This is a genomic window from Bacillus sp. SA1-12 (assembly GCF_000981385.1).
Classification (GTDB): domain Bacteria; phylum Bacillota; class Bacilli; order Bacillales; family Bacillaceae; genus Metabacillus.
On record NZ_LATZ01000129.1, the window covers coordinates 208169 to 226838 of the forward strand.

Annotated in this window: 12 protein-coding genes; 11 read left to right on the forward strand and 1 reads right to left on the reverse strand. The window is 36.9% G+C overall.

The window, feature by feature from the left end; genetic code table 11:
- The first annotated feature begins 129 nt into the window (after positions 1–129).
- From WQ54_RS26575 to WQ54_RS26615, 9 genes are all read left to right on the forward strand, one after another.
- Positions 130–777, forward strand: a complete 648-nt coding sequence (locus tag WQ54_RS26575; protein ID WP_046589004.1) for a hypothetical protein — start codon at positions 130–132, stop codon at positions 775–777.
- Between the two features lie 608 nt (positions 778–1385).
- Complete coding sequence (locus WQ54_RS26580) at positions 1386–3191, forward strand: sensor histidine kinase (protein ID WP_046589007.1); 1806 nt, start codon at positions 1386–1388, stop codon at positions 3189–3191.
- Entirely contained in the window at positions 3169–4776 is a 1608-nt protein-coding gene (locus tag WQ54_RS26585) for a response regulator (RefSeq protein WP_231597657.1), read from the forward strand. The genes WQ54_RS26580 and WQ54_RS26585 overlap by 23 nt, the downstream gene beginning before the upstream one ends.
- Before the next feature lie 8 nt (positions 4777–4784).
- Entirely contained in the window at positions 4785–6116 is a 1332-nt protein-coding gene (locus tag WQ54_RS26590) for a sugar ABC transporter substrate-binding protein (protein WP_046589009.1), read from the forward strand.
- A gap of 716 nt (positions 6117–6832) precedes the next feature.
- Positions 6833–7717 (forward strand): sugar ABC transporter permease, encoded by an 885-nt coding sequence (locus tag WQ54_RS26595; RefSeq protein WP_231597660.1) that lies wholly within the window; start codon positions 6833–6835, stop codon positions 7715–7717.
- Positions 7718–7753: 36 nt separating this feature from the next.
- Positions 7754–8614 (forward strand): carbohydrate ABC transporter permease, encoded by an 861-nt coding sequence (locus WQ54_RS26600; RefSeq protein ID WP_046589111.1) that lies wholly within the window; start codon positions 7754–7756, stop codon positions 8612–8614.
- A 57-nt stretch (positions 8615–8671) separates the two neighbouring features.
- The gene (locus WQ54_RS26605; RefSeq protein WP_046589013.1) at positions 8672–10282 is read left to right on the forward strand and encodes an ABC transporter substrate-binding protein; all 1611 of its coding nucleotides are present in this window, start codon (positions 8672–8674) and stop codon (positions 10280–10282) included.
- Between the two features lie 80 nt (positions 10283–10362).
- Positions 10363–11841, forward strand: a complete 1479-nt coding sequence (locus WQ54_RS26610; protein WP_046589015.1) for a glycoside hydrolase family 32 protein — start codon at positions 10363–10365, stop codon at positions 11839–11841.
- Between the two features lie 256 nt (positions 11842–12097).
- Complete coding sequence (locus tag WQ54_RS26615; protein WP_052737989.1) at positions 12098–15835, forward strand: GH32 C-terminal domain-containing protein; 3738 nt, start codon at positions 12098–12100, stop codon at positions 15833–15835.
- A 290-nt stretch (positions 15836–16125) separates the two neighbouring features.
- On the opposite strand, the gene WQ54_RS26620 is transcribed toward WQ54_RS26615, so the two are convergent.
- On the reverse strand, positions 16126–17007 hold the full coding sequence (locus WQ54_RS26620) for a LysR family transcriptional regulator (RefSeq protein WP_046589016.1): 882 nt from the start codon (positions 17005–17007) through the stop codon (positions 16126–16128).
- Positions 17008–17236: 229 nt separating this feature from the next.
- Between WQ54_RS26620 and WQ54_RS26625 the strand changes: the two genes are divergently transcribed.
- On the forward strand, positions 17237–17884 hold the full coding sequence (locus WQ54_RS26625; protein ID WP_046589018.1) for a chromate transporter: 648 nt from the start codon (positions 17237–17239) through the stop codon (positions 17882–17884).
- Positions 17885–17895: 11 nt separating this feature from the next.
- Entirely contained in the window at positions 17896–18432 is a 537-nt protein-coding gene (locus WQ54_RS26630) for a chromate transporter (protein ID WP_046589020.1), read from the forward strand.
- Positions 18433–18670 lie beyond the last annotated feature (238 nt).

Consider the following 18670-nt stretch of genomic DNA (forward strand, 5'->3'; position numbering starts at 1 on the left):
AGACTTTCATGAGTGGGGGTTTTCCCGAAGGGATATAATGCCAGTTAAGATTGTGATAATGTGTTATGTGGCCGGTATCTATGATCGATACCGGCTTCATATTATAATAGAGATAGGGAGGGGAAAAACTTGAATAAATTATGGAAAAATGCACTCCAACATAGGGAGTTTTGGATCGATTATTTTTTTCTCGAAACCGATCCGGAAGTCTGGGAAAATGAATTCGTGATAGACGATGAACCTTTCGCTTATGAATACGAAAATCCAATTCGGTTCCCAATAACGAAGGACTCCGGTCTTATATTGGAGATGGGTGATTATTTGCCGAGCACTTCATTGAAAATTTATGATTCTTCGGCTCCGAACGGGATTGAAATTGGAAAATTCGATGATTCACATCCACATGCTGCTGTGCTGCGTTATGAGGAAGTTGAAGCACTAGGCGAATTTCTTGCTCAGCAAGTGCCTGAATATCCAACCGCACCTTACATATTGCTTAGCAACTTTATGGCCATTACGGCTGCTGATGATTTAGAAAGAATCCATCAAAAAACAAAAGCAGCCTGGCGGTCATTGGCGCTATTTCCCGATGATTTCATTCAAGAGGAGGTCATCGATCGAATTGGATATCCTATAAAAGGTATTCAATTTACCCTTGATCCTGAATTTGGATGGTACTGTGAAGGAGAAGCCTCTTTTTTAAGTTTACGAACCCCTGATAATAAGAGATTTCCTTTCAAACAGTATAAGGAACTATTAAAACATTTAGGTGCATAATAGGACTTAGTCAGTAAAGTAAGTATGTGAAGTTAATATTAATTAAAATCCAGTTCATCTTGAATCTGGATTTTTTCTAGTGATATGAAAAAAATTCTTACTAAGTAAAATAAGAACCACGCAAAAAAAAAGGAAGCTTAATATGAACCATCTAAAAAAGGCAAAGAGCAGATGACCACAATATTACTAGAATAATATAAATCCTTGAAAGCTTGGAGATACTCCCCTTTTTTGCTTCGTCATAATGATGGGCACCTTTTCCCCTAATAAAATGGTACCTGCTAAGACCAATAAACCAATAATAATGACTAATAGAATGGACAGTTTTATAAGGGCTTCTCTCATTTAAAAGAAGTGTTTACTTAATTGCTTATATTATAATAGCAGTTCAGTTTATTATATATTTCTAACTTAAGAGGGTGGAGATCCAATAAACTCTGAAGTGAATTTGAAAAAAGTATAACGTAGGAGCAACAAAAGTATCATATGGCAAGATTTGATAGGCTATGATAAATTTATAAAAAAACAAATACTGAAAATAGAGAGACTAAGATAAATAAGACAATACGGTTGCTTATCATTTGTAGGAGTTTCTCTAGGAGGGGCAAATGTTTTTTTCACTAAGAAATCGTCTGTTTATTATCTTTACGTTATTACTAACCATCCCGTTCTTGCTTATGTCTATCATTATTCCAACTTGGTTTACATCGGTCATTGAAGACCAAACAAAAGACTCAACAGTTGAAATGATGGATCAGTATTCACTATTCATAGATTCCATTACCACCCAAGCACAAGATCTTGGAAAACAAGTCCTCGTCAATCAAGCAACTCAACAGTGGTTAAAGACTGAAAAAGAAAGGGAAAATGTATCAAGTGCACAGCGGTTATTAATAAAGAACCAATTGAAAATGCAGCTCTCGTCGATGATGGTTAATAATTCAAATGGAATGTCGATTTCTGTATTTTTAAATGATGGCACAGGTACTTGGGGGAATATACCGTCATTAAATGACATGACATGGTACAAAGATTTTTTAGCTAATGATCAAAGATGGGTGAAAACACATAAGGATGCTTTTCAGCTTCATCAAGAAATGCGTGGAAAGAACATGAATAGTTATCTGATCCCTTTGTTTGATATGAATATGTTAAAGTTATCTGGAATTATTAAAGTTAGTTTTCCCTCAGATTTACTTGAAACAGCCTTAAGTAAAATCAAGCTGGGAGAAAGCGGTCGAGTCTATCTATTAGATCGACAAGGAATAAATGTCTTATCGGGGCAAGTACAAACACCAAAGGATGTCATTAATAAAAGCTTTAAGAAAATAACCACCGGCAGGCAGGACAAGGGCTTAATAGAAACAGGTTACAATGGTGAGGATTACCTTGTATTCTATCAAAAATTAAAAATTGGAGATTGGATTCTTATTAGCGAAATCACCAAGTCTGAGTTATTTGGCAAAATCAATCAGTTGCAAAAGAATTTGTTCATCATAAGTGCCTTAATTTTTTTATTAACGATCATTACGTCATATTTGCTTTCTGCTAATATTGTCAGTCCTTTAGGGAGACTTACAAAAGCAATGAGGTTTGTTGAAAGAGGAGACTTTGCCGCAGCAAAAAAAGTCATGCCTCCAATTAAATCATATAATCATGAAGTCGGTTATGTGATAAAGGTTTTTAATCGGACAATTGAACAACTCAATCATTTAATCGCAACAGAATATGAAGCAAATATTCGCAGAAAAGATGCTGAATATAAAGCGTTATTACTACAGATTAATCCTCACTTTTTGAACAATACTCTTGAAATTATTGGAGGGCTAGCCGTCCAAGGGAAAAAGAAAGAAGTGATGAATGTAAGCATCTATTTGGGCAGGATGATGAGATACTCTTTAAACACTGAAACAGACGTAGTCAAATTAGGTGAAGAAATCACCTATATCAGAAGTTTCATAGAGATATTAAAGATAAGGTATGAAGGTGCTCTCACATACCTAATTGAGGAAGATGCAGCTACAAAAAGGATACCGATTATTAAATTTATTATCCAGCCGCTTGTAGAAAATGCTGTTAAATATAGTTTTATAGAAAAAACAAAAGCAGAAATCAAAGTCAAAACCGAATTGAAAGAAGATCTCCTTACTATTCTAGTAGAAGATAAGGGGGCAGGAATGTCTGATGAGGTGTTCGGTGACATCTTAAAAATCGATAAAAAGAATGAAACGACACCTGTATTAGAAAGCAGAGGCCACAGCATAGGGCTTAAAAATGTCATCAGCCGATTACATTTATATTACGGGGATCTTTTTACTTTTAATATTCAATCTGAAGTGGGGAAAGGTACGAGCATTACATTGTGTATAAAAGTTGCAGAGGGGGATATACATGATGAAGGTTATCATCACTGATGATGAAATTCAAATTCGTAAAGGGCTGAGAATGAAGGTTGATTGGGAGGAGGAAGGCTTCAATATTGTTGGTGAAGCTGCAAATGGACACGAAACACTTGAGTTATTAAAGAAAATGGATGTTGATGTTGTTATAACAGATGTCAGAATGCCAATCATGGATGGGATTGAATTTGTTAAGAGATGTCATATTGAACATCCAAAAGTGAAAGTGATCGTGTTATCTGGTTATTCTGATTTTGAATATGTCAGAACATCCCTTGTACAAGGAGTAAAAGATTATTTATTAAAGCCGGTGGCTCCTGATGAACTAGTTGATGCTTTAAAAAGAATACAGTCTGAAATAGAGGAAGAAAAGAAAAAACAACTTGAAACGGAAAGAATGAACAGATTGGTTCACAATCAGTTAGAAGAAATGAAACAGCAATATTTGCTTCATTTAGTCAAAGAAGAATGGACTGAGATCACGATGGCAATGGAGAGATTACAACAGCTTCAGTTAGCGGAATTTGCTAATGTACATGCACGTGTTCAGTTTTTTACAGTTGAAATTAGAGCTTCTGATTCCAACCCAGAATTAATTAAAGAATTATGGCTGCCATTTACGATGTTGTGCAAGGAAATCGCTCAGAGTTATAAAGGAACGTATACTTTTTATGATGCGAACTATGCCAATATGCTCCATTTTATCTACCTGATTGATTCTAAACATCAAAATCAAACAGTCAGCATTATTCATGCCATTCAAAGAAATGTGAAGAAATATTTAAACGTGGAGACGGTTGCTGGAATTGGCAAAATTGTGAAGGGGATTACAGAGTTTAAAACCGGCTATATTTCTGCATTGCTTTCTTGGAGCCAAAGTCAGCCCGGCACATATTCTCAAGTGATTGATGGGACAATTACGAAAGAAATTGTTGAGTTTTCTTCTACAGTTGAGAAAAAATTGGTGAATTCAATTGAAAGTGTCAATTATGATGAATTTAAGAAGAATATAGAGTCGATTTTAGGTGAGACCAATAACCATTCCATGATGTCTTTCTCATTTGTTGCCAACAGAATTTTATTTTTATTAGGTTCTCTTGCAACAAAATATGATCTTGATACGAACGAAATGAATAACTTGATTTGGAGCTGCCAACAACGAATTTGGGAGCTTAATGTTCATAAAAAAGTTATCGAGCAACTGATTGAATTAGCAAGATTGATTATTGAGAAAGTAAAAGAAGCCCGTTATTCTTCAAATGGGGCGGTTATCGTCGAAAATGTCCGCCGTTATTTGGACAAGCACTATGCAAGTGAAATATCCTTAACTACATTAGCTGAAAAATTCCATATCAATAGTGCTTATTTATCGGAAATCTTTAAACTGCATATCGGGAAAAATTTTAGTGATTATCTTGTTGAAATGCGAATGATGAATGCCAGGGATTTTTTGAAGGACGAACAGCTGAAAATTATAGATGTGGCATACCTGGCAGGGTTTTCAAATTCCGGTTATTTTAGTACTGTTTTTAAGAAGCATTTTGGTCAAACACCAGCTGAATTCCGTAAGTCTCTACAGCTAAATCAAAGCGTAAGGTAAGGGGCCGCATGAAAAAAAGAACCGCTATTATTATTTTTATTGTTTTTATATGTGTTATTGGAGGATATACTTTTTCTTTTTTCCAAACGTACTCGAGTAATCAAGTAGAACAAGATGTAAGTCTTAATGGTGACCGTGATAAAATACAGCTTACCTTTTGGCGAAATTATGGGACAAAATCAGAAAATGATGCGTATAAAGAGCTTATTGCTGCTTTTGAAGGAGCTCACCCTTCAATTGATATCCAAATGGTTTCCATTCCGTATGGTGATTATGAACTGAGATTGAGAACAGAAATAGCCGCCGGAAACCCTCCGGATATCATGTCAATAGACAGCCCGAACCTAGCTTTATATGCCCATTCAGGATCACTATTATCGATTGACCGCTATATGAAGACAGAAGGAAATATTGAGGATATTCCATCTTCTACGCTGGAGGGCTTAAAATATAAAAATGAAATTTTCCTTTCTCCAGTAGTAGAGTCGGGAGTGGCGTTATTTTATAATATGCACTTATTTAAGGAGGGGGGCGTGCCTTTTCCTTCAAACGACCCACATTCACCGATGACGTGGAGTGAAGTGTTGTTAATTGCGAAAAAACTCAATAATCCTGCTAAGGGTATTTATGGGATCGATCCTGCACAAGGTTTTAGCGATGGCGAGTCACCAGCTTATTTTAAAATTCCGCTTTTATGGCAGTTTGGTGCAGATGTTTTAAGTCCAGAGGCGGACAATTCTGATGGATATTTAAATTCACCAAATGCGTTAGAAGCACTCCAATTTTATCAAGATCTCTATCATAAGCATAAAGTAGCTGTTGTAGAATTGCCGCCAGATCCTTTTGTCTCAGGTCATCTAGCTATGACAGTATTAGGCTCTTGGACACTAGTTGATTTTGAAAAGAACTTTCCTGAATTTAAGCTGGGTGAAGATTATGGAGTAGCCCCGCTGCCAAAGGCGAAAAACCAAGTTGCACCAAACGGCGGATGGGCATTGGGCATCTCATCAAAGTCGAAATATCCGAAAGAAGCGTGGGAATTTATTAAGTATGTGACAAGCTACGAAGGATCAAAAAGGTATGTAGAAATAACAGGTGATCTCCCTGCGAGATATTCAGTAGCCCAAGAATTTCCTGAACTTACAACCTATCCGAAAAATATTTTTGTCCAACAAGCCCAAACCTACTCAAAGAATAGGCCGGTTACACCAGCTTACCCTGTGGTAAGTGATGCGATCAAAAAATTGTTTGAAGATGTAGGGATTGGCGGAAAGGATGTAAAAGCCTCTGCAGATGAGGCTGTTGAAAAAATTAATAAGAGCTTACATGATATTAAATAGATTTCCTCTAGTTTTTTTACTGGAGGATTTTTTATTGTTTAGTTACGGAAATATAATTTTCTTCACTCTGAAAAAACTTTGCGTTTTGGCGCAGTTTTGAGTTTTAGAAATTTTATTTATAGAGTTGAAGGACGTTAGTCTTCATTCCAACTTTAGTTTACCTCCCACCTGAGGTATGAAGACAAAACTCCAAGCCTTTCAAGTATGAATTGCCTCTTATACGAGCAATAAAAGGTTAACCCAAGATTTTCGAAGAAGATTTGCTTTCATACGTGTGTTGAAAAACAAACCTTATTCTGGCGAAAGTGATCTGTCTATTTTTCATAGAAAAAAAGAATATCTACTTGGTTCTTCTTCTGATATTGGTTTTGCTAAGATAAAATGAACGAACTTCCCATCCTATCTAAACTGATTTTATCTTTCAGTTCAAACATCCAAAAAAATTGAAGATCCCCACCCGAAAATATTGAAATATTCCTTTTTAATTGTTTGATATAGTTGAAACCACAAAGAGAACATAATGTTGGTGAAAACAAATGAACAAAAAGTGAAAAATTGAAATCGCTTTCTGCATGGTTTCTCTGAAAGATACCAACCAGTTCATTTTTTTCACAAAGGGGGTAACAGTTTTGCAAGAAGTAGCGAAGGTAAAGGCTGATAACAATGTGCCAGTCAAAACCGTTAAGAACACAAAAGTCAAAAGCAAGATCGAGTATATGAAAAAGAATTATTTTCTATACTTGCTTATTGCACCTGCAGTTATTCTAACGATCATTTTTAAGTATGTTCCGATGTATGGAGCGATTATTGCGTTTAAGGATTTTAGTACGATTAAAGGCATTCTAGGCAGTGAATGGGTTGGTCTTAAACATTTTACTGAGTTTCTGACATCGCCAAATTTTGAAGTGATTTTTATGAGTACGCTAAAGCTAAGTTTATATGGGTTACTGTTGGGCTTTCCAATTCCTATAATATTAGCTTTAATGCTTAATCAAATCCGCCGAAACGCAGTTAAGAAAAATATTCAGCTTATCTTATATGCACCAAACTTTATTTCGGTCGTGGTCATCGTAGGGATGTTGTTCATTTTCTTATCGCCGACAGGACCGATTAATAATCTCATTACCTTTATCACAGGAAAACCGGTGATGTTTATGTCTGAGCCGGAATACTTCAGGTCAATCTATATTCTATCTGGAATTTGGCAAGCGGCCGGCTGGTCATCCATTGTTTATGTTGCTGCACTAGCTAATGTGGATCCAGAACTTCATAATGCAGCAACAATTGATGGTGCTAATATTTTGCAAAGAATCATTCATATTGATCTGCCGACACTTAAGCCATTAATGGCGATAATCTTTATACTTGGTGCTGGCGGAATCATGGCAATCGGTTTTGAAAAAGCCTATTTAATGCAAACGGCCATGAATTTACCGGCATCTGAAATTCTGCCAACTTATGTTTATAAAGTAGGGCTGCAAGCAGGTGATTACGCCTACTCAACTGCTGTTGGGTTATTTAACTCAGTTATCAACGTGATTCTGCTGGTTGTTGTGAATTTTGTTGTCAAAAAATTAAATGAAGGTGAAGGTCTCTATTAAAAGAAAAGAGTTTTTGAATTGATAAAACATACACGCATGGATCGCATCATTTTATCATTAAATAGTGTTTTCTTATGCCTAGCTGTATTAGTTATTTTGGTTCCTTTGGTTTATGTTGTGATTGCCTCTTTCATGGATCCAACCGTGCTATTAAATAAAGGTATTTCCTTTCAAGTATCTGATTGGAGTCTTGAGGGTTATAAGCGGATTTTATCTGATGATGCCATGATTAAAGGGTTTATAAATGCAATGATCTATTCAGTAGGTTTTTCGGTAATAACGGTTGTGGTCTCTGTTTTTGCGGCTTTTCCGTTATCAGTAAACGGTTTTGTTGGGAAAAATTTCTTTATGACGCTATTTTTGATAACGATGTTCTTTAGCGGCGGTTTAATTCCAACCTATTTGGTTGTAAAAGATTTAGGAATGCTAAATACAATATGGGCCATCTTGCTCCCCGGAGCAGTGAATGTTTGGAATATTATCTTGGCTAGGACTTATTTTAAAGGAATACCTACAGAACTGCATGAAGCAGCAAAGGTTGATGGGGCCTCCGATTTACTCATTTTCTTTAAAATAGTGTTACCGCTGTCAAAACCAATCATCTTTGTATTAGCACTATATGCCTTTGTTGGTCAGTGGAACTCCTATTTTGATGCCATGATCTATCTTGAAGACCCTAAACTGCATCCATTGCAGCTTGTTTTACGATCAATTTTAATTCAAAACCAAGCAGAACCTGGAATGATTAGTGATCAATTAGCGATGGCTGAACTAGCCAAGGTTTCAGAAATGATCAAATACTCAGCTATTGTGATTTCAAGTCTTCCTTTAATTGTGATGTATCCATTTTTCCAAAAATACTTTGAAAAAGGTGTTATGGTTGGTTCGTTAAAATAATGGACCAATTTATAAATAATTATGAAAACACTTACAAAATAATAGGGGGAAAATATTATGAAACATGTAAGAAAAATGGTGTGTTCTACTGCTATTGCATTTTTATTACTATCTGGATGCAGCAGTAAAAGCACATCTTCCTCAGAGGATTATGAGCTTTCTAAGGTTTCTTTTCCATTAAAGGAAGAGGTGACATTAAAGTTTATCACCCAAAGCTCACCATTAGCTCCAAAGGATCCAAATGAAAAATTAATTTACAAGCGATTGGAAGAAAAAACAGGCGTCAATATTGAATGGAAGAACTATACAAACGATGTTTTTGTTGAGAAAAGGAACTTGGCGGTTGCGAGCGGTGATCTCCCTGATGCAATCATGGACGCGGGTTATAGTGACTATGATTTACTAAAACTAGCAAAAGACGGAGCAATTATTCCGGTCGAGGATTTAATAGACAATTATATGCCAAACCTTCAGAAAGTGTTAGAGGCTGCACCTGAGTACCGAGCAATGATGACAGCACCAGACGGACATATTTATTCATTTCCATGGATTGAGGAGTTAGGAACAGGAAAGGAGAATATCCACTCTATTGATGATTTTCCTTGGATAAACGTGGAATGGTTAAATAAATTAGGCTTAAAAATGCCAAAAACTACAGAGGAGTTAAAACAAGTATTACTTGCGTTTAAAACCAAGGACCCTAATGGAAACGGAAAAGCTGATGAAATCCCAATGTCCTTTGTCATTAATCATGGCGGTGAGGATCCTGCCTTCTTATTTGGATCCTTTGGATTAGGTGATAATTGGGATCACACGGTTGTAAGCAATGAAGGGAAAGTATTATTTACCGCAGCTGATGAGGGCTACAAAGAAGCAATTGCTTATTTTGCTGATTTATATAAATTAGGTTTAATTGATATCGAGGCATTTGAGCATGATTGGAACACATATCTTGCTAAAGGAAAAGATGAGCGATATGGCATGTACTTCACATGGGATAAAGCAAATATTACAGGCATGAATGATAAATATCAGTTAATGTCGCCATTAGCGGGTCCTGACGGTCATATTAATGCAACAAGAACGAACGGTATGGGCTTTGACAGAGGCAGAATGGTCATAACAAGTGCAAATAAAAACTTGGAATTAACAGCAAAATGGATTGATCAATTATATGACCCGCAACAATCGGTTCAAAACAACTGGGGAACATATGGGGATGAAAAGCAGCAAAATATTTTTGAGTTTGATAAAGAAAAAAATATGTTAAAGCATTTGCCGTTAGAAGGCACTGCCCCTGTTGAATTAAGACAAAAAACGAGCATCAATGGACCATTAGCTATTTTAGATGAATACTATGGCACAGTTACTACGAAGCCAGATGATGCTGCATGGAGACTAGACTTAATGAAGGAAGTCATGGTCCCTCATATGAAAGCAGAAAATACGTATCCAAAAGTATTTTTCTCACTGGAAGAATTAGACAAGCTGGCAACAATTGAAACCGATTTGTTTGCTTATGTGAATAGAAAAAGAGCTGAATGGATGACTAACGGCAAAGTTGAAGAAGAATGGGATGCCTATATAAAAGAATTAAACCGACTAGGCTTACAGGAATGGTTGGAAATTAAACAGACAGGATATGATCGAAATCAGCAAAATCAGTAGATGATTTCAAAAAGGCTGTATGAATTTTTTGAAGCTACAGCCTTTTTTAGATGAATAGTTTAATAAAAAGGAGAAGAATAATGATGCAAAAATTAAAAGAACAATATCGTCCGCAATTTCATTTTTCACCAGATGAAAAATGGATGAACGATCCAAATGGCATGGTGTTTTTTAACGATGAATACCATTTGTTTTATCAGTACAACCCTTTTGATACCATTTGGGGACCAATGCACTGGGGACATGCGGTTAGTAAAGATCTTATTCACTGGGAACAACTGCCGGTTGCGTTGTACCCGGATGAACACGGAACCATTTTTTCTGGCAGTGCTGTAGTTGATTGGCAGAATACATCAGGATTTTTCGATGATGATCAGCCGGGTATGGTCGCAATATACACCAGTAATGATAGTTATCCTGATTCTAATCGGCCGCGTCAACGGCAAAGCTTAGCGTACAGCAAAGACAATGGGAGAACGTGGGTAAAATATGAGAATAATCCAGTTCTTTCAGACCAAACGAAAACCGATTTTCGCGACCCTAAGGTGTTTTGGCATGATTCTACAAAAAAATGGATCATGATCCTAGCTACTGGTCAATCGGTTACGATTTACACTTCTCCTAATTTAATAGAATGGGAGTTTGCAAGTGAATTTGGAAGCAATGCTGGTTCCCATGCTGGGTTTTGGGAATGCCCGGACCTCTTTCCTTTACAGGTAGAGAATGAAGAGAATAAAACCAAATGGGTCATGCTGGTCAGTATTGGAGATACAGGAACTAGCAAAGAAGGTTCAAGAACACAATATTTTATTGGTGAATTTGATGGAGTAACGTTTTTCAACGATCATGATGATGAAACGGTTCTATGGTTAGATTACGGCATGGATAACTATGCGGGTGTTAGTTGGTCAGATATCCCATGTACAGACGGCAGAAGAATTTATATTGGATGGATGAGCAATTGGCGATATGCAAACCATGTACCAACTAAAGATTGGCGTGGTGTGATGACACTTCCGCGAGAGGTAACTTTAATTTCGCGTAACGAAGGAATTAGCTTGTTTCAAAGGCCGGTATCAGAAGTTCGGTTAATGAGAAGAGATCGCATTGTGCATCATAACTTGATCGTTGAATCTGACAAGCTGGTATCATTTGAAATGACGAGTCCATTGATGGAGATCAATCTTGAGCTTGAACAACTGAATACTGAGAAATTCGACCTGATCATTCAGTATTCTGACCTAGAACATATGAAGATTCAGTATGATGTTTTAGACGAAAGATTAATAGTTGACCGCTCGAATTCAGGTGAACATCATTTTTCATCATCCTTTCCCGTTCTTCAAGAAGCACCTCTAAAGAGTAAAAATCATCGAATAAAATTACAGTTATTCATTGATACTTCATCAATTGAAATCTTTGCTAATGAGGGGGAGGCAGCAGTGACAAGCTTATTGTTCCCTAGTGAAGGGTGTAAAAAACTGCTTTTACATCCATATGACGGCAATATAAAGGTGAGTACTTTAGAGTTAACTGATCTTGATCCAATATGGGGTTAATCGAAAAAGAGTTTCTAAACGTACTGAATTGAAAGGGAGTAAGAGTTGAAATGAGTTTATCGATCATTTACATTGGCCTTTAAGCGATTACGACTATTCCTTCTTTTGATCGCACTACTCTAATCAGATCAGTAATCATTGAGTGAACCTAATGAGACAAGTTATAGAAAATAAAGAGGGATTGAGGGAAACTCTACCTTCAATCCTTTAACAAACCCGCTTTCTGAAAGCGCTTTAAAAATGGAGACGTGATGAAATGAATAATAAGAAAATAAAAGGGATGACACTTATTATGCTGGTTATATTTGCTTTGTCAACATTGTCGATAGACCTCTTTCATCGAGCAGAGGCATCTGAACAGTCTACAGCTTTATTCGGTTATTTACCTCTTACAGGTTCTTGGAAGAAAAAGTCAAGCGGAGAACTAGTGGGTGCTACTGATAAAAAACAGCCTGCTATTAACTTATCGACAACTGAGATTGGAAATCATTTTGTCTATGAAGCACAAGTAAAAATTGATTCTTCTACACCTAGCGCAATTGCCTCGATCGTCTTTCATGCGAATCAATCCGGCAAAGAAGGCTATAGGCTGAGCTTTAATCCAAAAAAGAACAAAATAAATATGGTTGCAATGAAAAACGGCTCAAGTCTGGTTGATTCAATCGATAAAGAAATGGATGCTGGTAAAAGCTATAAAGTTAAAATAATCGGAGACGGAGCGGTATATAAGATATTTTTCAATGAAAAACTGATTTTCAATGTGAAGGATAAAAGTTACTCAAAAGGATATACAGGCTTTCTTGTTGAAAATGGGTCTGCCTTTTTTCATCAAGTGTCTGTAAACGAAACAGTAACAAATTTGAACGGGTGGCAAATGCAAGAAGACAAATGGAAACATTCTTCACGAGGCCTTGTTGCAGATGCTAACTCAGCAGATGACCTTTATGCAGTAACAAAAACATCTGCAGCCGACTTCAAATATGAAGCGGATGTAATGGTAAGCGATGCAAACGCAGCTGGAACCTTGATTCTCAGGTCAAATAAAACGGGTTCACAGGCTTACGGCTTGCAAATAGATGCAAATGATGATCGCATTCGTTTGTATGACACAAATAATAAGAAAAAGCTTGCTGAAAGAGAAGTGTCAATTGAAACCGATCAAGTTTATCATGTTCAAATAAAAGCCGAAGGTGCTTCATTAAAAGTATATTGGCAGAATCGTACGGAACCGATCTTGAATATTCAGGATGATACCTATACAAAAGGGTATTTAGGGCTGCATGCAGACAATGGGACTGTCGTCTTTCAAAATATTGTCGTAAGTGACTTAAAGACAAACTTAGATGGGTGGAATTCATACAACGGAGAATGGACAGCTCATCTTGATGGAATTAAGGGTGTTAGCAATGGGGCAGATCATACGTACCGTGTTGCTGAAAGCACGGAAGCTGATTTCGTTTTAGAAGGAGACGTAAAAGTAGATGCCAATACACCATATGGCACAGCAGGGCTTGTTTTTCGTGCAAATTCGGATGCAACGAAAGGATACATGATCACTATTGATTCTAATTTAAACAGAGTTCGTTTAGTGGATCTTTATGGGGATCGCACAATTGGAGTGGCAAATCGTGAGGTTGAGGTTGGGAAAACGTATCATTTTGAAATTCAAGCACATGGTGAAACGTTAAAGATTTATCTGGATGGATATGCACAACCTGTTATACATGTTAAAGATGCTGCATATACGAGCGGAAAGTTTGGATTAAATGTTTTTAATGGAACAGCTTATTTTCAAAACGTGTATGCAACAAATTATGATGACTATTATTCAGAACTTTACCGGCCGCAGTATCATTTTACCCAGGCAAGAGGTGCTGCGAGTGACCCGAACGGTTTGGTTTATTATGAAGGAGAATATCATCTCTTTCATCAAGATGGGGGAAAATGGGCTCATGCAGTTAGTACAGATCTTGTACATTGGAAGAGATTACCGATCGCCATTCCTTGGAATGAGATGGGACATGCCTGGTCAGGATCGGCAGTTGTTGATAAGAACAATGTTTCAGGCTTGTTTGATGAAGCTGGCTCTGGTTTAATTGCTTTTTATACATCCTTTAATCCTGAAAAGCATAATGGCGATCAAAAGATTGCTGTAGCTTATAGCCGTGATAAGGGACGGACATGGGAATTTTATGACGAAAATCCGATCATCCCAAATATTGGTGAATTTTATGGAGGCGGAGGCTGGGATTTCCGGGATCCAAAGGTTGTTTGGGATGAAGATCATAACCAATGGGTGATGGTTGTTTCTGGAGGGGATCATATTCGATTTTTTACTTCAAAAGATTTATTGAATTGGACAATGATTGAATCATTTGGCTATGGTGATTATGTCAGAGGCGGAGTTTGGGAATGTCCTGATTTCTTCCAGCTGCCTGTTGATGGAGATGAAAATAGAAAAAAATGGGTGTTGTCTATAAGTACAGGGGCAAATCCAAAAACGAACGGATCAGATTCTGAGTATTTTGTAGGAACATTTGATGGAAATCGTTTTGTAAGCGATTACCCAGCTGGTACTGTATTAAAAAATGAATTCGGAAAAGAAATGTATGCAGCCATGTCATTTTCTGATATTCCAGAATCGGATGGACGCCGTATTTCATTAGGTTGGATGAGTAATTGGGATTATCCGTTCAGTTTTCCTACAGCCCCTTGGCAAGGGCAGATGTCTATTCCGCGTGAATTAACTTTAGAGACGGTTCCAGGTGAAGGAGTACGATTGTTTCAAAAGCCGATCAAGGAATTAGAACAGCTAAGAGGACTGGCTTATTCCTGGAGCAACCAGATTGTAAAACCGCATGAAATGAACTTGCTGTCAGGAGTTAAGGGAACAGCATTTGAAATGATCGCAGAATTTGAGCTCCCTGAGGAAAATGGAGCAGCCGAATTTGGCTTCCAGCTTAGAGAATCCAATGAGCAAAAAACAGTTGTTGGATATAATGTAACAAATTCAAAGATGTTTTTTGACCGTTCAAAATCAGGTGTAATCGACTTTTCTGAAAAATTTTCTACATTTCATGAAACAACTGTTAAGCCGCAAAATAATCGAATTAAGATGAGATTGTTTGTGGATGAATCATCTATCGAGGCATTTGGCAATAATGGTCAAGCTGTTTTTTCCAATGTGGTTTTTCCAGATGGTGCGAGTAATGGAATGAGCTTTTTTACGAAAGGAGGAAATGTAAAAATTGTTTCATTAACTATCTATCCTATAGCAGGGGTTTGGAAGGATGAGTCACAAGAAGGGGAATTACCAAACAAAATTGTTATGGATCATCAAAAGCTTGAACTAGGGATTGGTGAAACACATACGATATCTGCAACAACTCTCTCTCGTACATCTAAGAATCAAAAAATGAAATGGCAATCAAGTAATCCTGAAATTGCCGAAGTGAAACAAATAGATGAACGTCATGCTAAAGTAAAGATGCTAGGACAGGGAAGGGCATTTATTACGGCTAAAACAACTGATGGAAAATTAATTGGATCTACAGTCGTGAATAGTCGGATTTCATATGGTATTGTGGCTGCTAACAGCAATAAAGCACTTACTGTTAATGGAACGACAAATGGAACAAAAGTAAAATTGTTTTCTATCGATGGCTCCGTGAATCAACAATGGAATTTTCAAGGTGTTGGATCTGGAAATTATAAAGTTCTCTCACCGAAAAGCAGAAAGGTGTTGGACGCTTCAGGGGTATCAAATGGAGATGATGTTCAAATATGGGAGTATTTTGGGTATGGAAACCAACATTGGCGAATTACCGATCATTGGGATGGCACCGTCTCATTTAACGTGTTAAACAGCGGCAAAGCATTAGAAGTCCCAGGTGGTAACCTGGAAAATGAAACGGTTGTTGAGATTCATGATTGGAAACAGGTGGAGTCACAAAAGTGGAAGTTGGTTGAGTTGTCAGGGCAGCAAAGGAAATAAATCTATAGGAATATGAAATATATACAATTAATTACCCTTAATTCAAATGAATTTGACAAGAGAGGGAGCAAAGGGAAGATCCTAGGGTTTTAAATTGTAATCCATCCCTTTTGACTCAATATAAAGTTTTTAAAGAATTAGCAGAAGACAACAAGTCAGACTGACCAAATTTATCTGTATTTAAAATTAATAAATGTATGAATTCTTCAATGAAGCCTATTGCCTCTCAAGGAGAGAAATTAGGCTTTTTTTTGCATATAGCATTATTATTTCCTCAAAAATGATATAACTTATTTTTGTATAAACTCCACAAATCGAGAAACTCCAATTCGATGAAATCGTTGTGGTTTTTTCACAAGCCATAAGCTTCGATTCATATGTATTCCTGCTATTCTCATTTCCTTCAAATAGCCTAATTCTAATTCTCTTACTACTGTTAGCCTAGGGAGAATACTAATCCCAAGACCTGATTCAACCGCGCTTTTTATGGCTTGGGTACTGCTAATTTCCATATAGCTTTCAATTTTATCTAGTACTCCATGTTCTTTTAACGTGCTTTCAACAATCAAACGAGTACCAGAAAGGGACTCGCGCCAAATCATCCGTTCATTTGCTAGTTCATCAATCTTTATTTCAGACCGTTCACTCCAAGGGTGGTCAGAAGGATAAACGAGGACTAATTCGTCATCAGCGAATTTCTCCACAATAAAATCCTCATCCTCAACCAGTCCTTCAACTAATGCGATATCGATGACATCATTTGTTAAATCTTCCAGCACACTTGGTGTATTTTTAATGGTAAGCGAAACTTTTATATCAGGTGTCTGCTTTTTAAAGCGGCCGAGCAGACTAGGTAATAAAAATTCCCCAATTGTTAAGGATGCTCCTACACGGAGGCTAGAATGATACTCACCTGTCGCATGCTGAATCACTTCTTTAGAACGGTTAAAGTCATTAATTATCGCTTTTGCAAAAGGGTAAAGAATTCTCCCAGTTTCCGTAACAATTAATTTTCCTTCCGTCCGGTCGAATAGCAGGGTTCCATAATAATTCTCCAATTGGCGAATTTGTCTTGTTACCGCAGGTTGAGACACAAAGCTTAGTCTTGCTGCCTGGCTTATGCTTCCCTCATCAACGACTAAACAAAACATTTTTAGATTTTCGATATTCAAACAAATTCCTCCCTGCTCATTGAAAGTCCGATAATTCGTATATATACAATATTACCATAAGGATTCAAAAGAAGTACGAGGTATAACGATCTGTTATAACCTATGCACTTCTTGCAATTTACCTTATGTTTTAGCCATGATATCGTAGTAGATAAGAACATTAACTGTTTTATGAAAATAAGAAGTTTACACTTTTCACTAGATATATAGAAGAAAAGAGTTGATATTGATGAGGGAAGAATGGAAAATAATCGTTCACCTTTTTTGGACCTTTTTTAAAATTTCACCTATTACGTTTGGTGGAGGCTATGCCATGCTTCCGATTATTGAAAAAGAAGTGGTTCATAAAAGGAATTGGGCTAAAAGTGAAGATCTGACAGATGTTTTCGCCATTGCTGGGACTGTACCTGGTGCTATTGCTGTAAATGCTGCAACCTTTGTTGGACATCGTATTGCCGGATTAAGAGGCGCAATTGCGGCAGCATTAGGAACATTGACTCCTACTTTTATCATCGTGTTATTTCTTAGTAGCATGCTGGCAAGCTTCCAGGAAAACCCTCATGTTGAGGCCGCTTTTTACGGAATCCGTTCAGCAACTGTTGCTTTAATTGTCTATGCTGGGATCAAAATGTCACGTACATCGTTAATAGATAAGACAACATCCCTACTTGCCGGCAGTATGTTTATTGCCATGCTGTTTTTTCATTGGCATCCGGTTTTTATTATCTTAATAGGTGCTATATTAGGAATTCTGATCATTAAAGTGAAAGAAAAACTAGGGGTTTTTGTGAAATTAGAAAAAAGTGATTATGAACAGAATGAGGAAAAAGAAATGACGGATCTGTTGTATGAAATCAAGCAAAAAGTTGGTTTGTAGGAGGTGTAAATATGCTGCTAGAGTTATTTATTTTATTTTTTATCATTGGAACCGTGTCATTTGGCGGAGGCTACGCGATGATCCCGGTTATTGAAAGAGAAGTGACAAGCAGGGGCTGGTTAACCTTGACTGATTTTACCGATGCAGTGGCATTAGCTGGAATGACACCAGGATCGATAGCTTCCAATAGTGCCACCATCATAGGGTTTAAGGTTGCCGGTTTGCCCGGGGCGATTATATCGACTATTGCTATTAGTTTACCATCCTTGTTGCTTATTTTAATCATTGCTATGTTTTTATATAAAATCCATAAAAACAAGCTTGTTAAATCAGTATTTTATGGACTGCGTCCTATTGTGACAAGTTTAATCCTCTATGCAGCTATAAAAATAGCTATCTCGAATGGTGTTATATCCTCTTCTATATCCTGGGACATGCTAAGCATGCTAATGATCTTTGGGGTATCTCTGACTGCTCTCCTATATTTTCGGATTCACCCGGTTTTAGTAATTGTGGGTGCAGGAATTTTTGGGACGTTTATTTATTAAAGATATAGAAAAATATCTACCATTTCCAAGGGAGAATTTAATTACAATAAACTAGGGGTAAAAGATAACGGACCCCTCCTTTAATCAACTATTCTTGAACTTCGATTTGATGTCCATATTTTGCAAACTCTTTGGGAGACAAAGTTGTTAATTTTTTTATGTTCGAATAAAAGGATTATAGTATCGAAGTTTATATTAATAAGATCGGTGTTGTACCTTTGTTTAGTAATTTCCTGGA

Coding starts and splice junctions, on each gene's coding strand:
- WQ54_RS26590 (WP_046589009.1), top strand. CDS start 4,785: ATGAAAAAAAGAACCGCTATTATTATTTTTATTGTTTTTATATGTGTT.
- WQ54_RS26605 (WP_046589013.1), top strand. CDS start 8,672: ATGAAACATGTAAGAAAAATGGTGTGTTCTACTGCTATTGCATTTTTA.
- WQ54_RS26630 (WP_046589020.1), top strand. CDS start 17,896: ATGCTGCTAGAGTTATTTATTTTATTTTTTATCATTGGAACCGTGTCA.
- WQ54_RS26615 (WP_052737989.1), top strand. CDS start 12,098: ATGAATAATAAGAAAATAAAAGGGATGACACTTATTATGCTGGTTATA.
- WQ54_RS26625 (WP_046589018.1), top strand. CDS start 17,237: ATGAGGGAAGAATGGAAAATAATCGTTCACCTTTTTTGGACCTTTTTT.
- WQ54_RS26610 (WP_046589015.1), top strand. CDS start 10,363: ATGATGCAAAAATTAAAAGAACAATATCGTCCGCAATTTCATTTTTCA.
- WQ54_RS26580 (WP_046589007.1), top strand. CDS start 1,386: ATGTTTTTTTCACTAAGAAATCGTCTGTTTATTATCTTTACGTTATTA.
- WQ54_RS26585 (WP_231597657.1), top strand. CDS start 3,169: ATGATGAAGGTTATCATCACTGATGATGAAATTCAAATTCGTAAAGGG.
- WQ54_RS26595 (WP_231597660.1), top strand. CDS start 6,833: ATGAAAAAGAATTATTTTCTATACTTGCTTATTGCACCTGCAGTTATT.
- WQ54_RS26600 (WP_046589111.1), top strand. CDS start 7,754: ATGGATCGCATCATTTTATCATTAAATAGTGTTTTCTTATGCCTAGCT.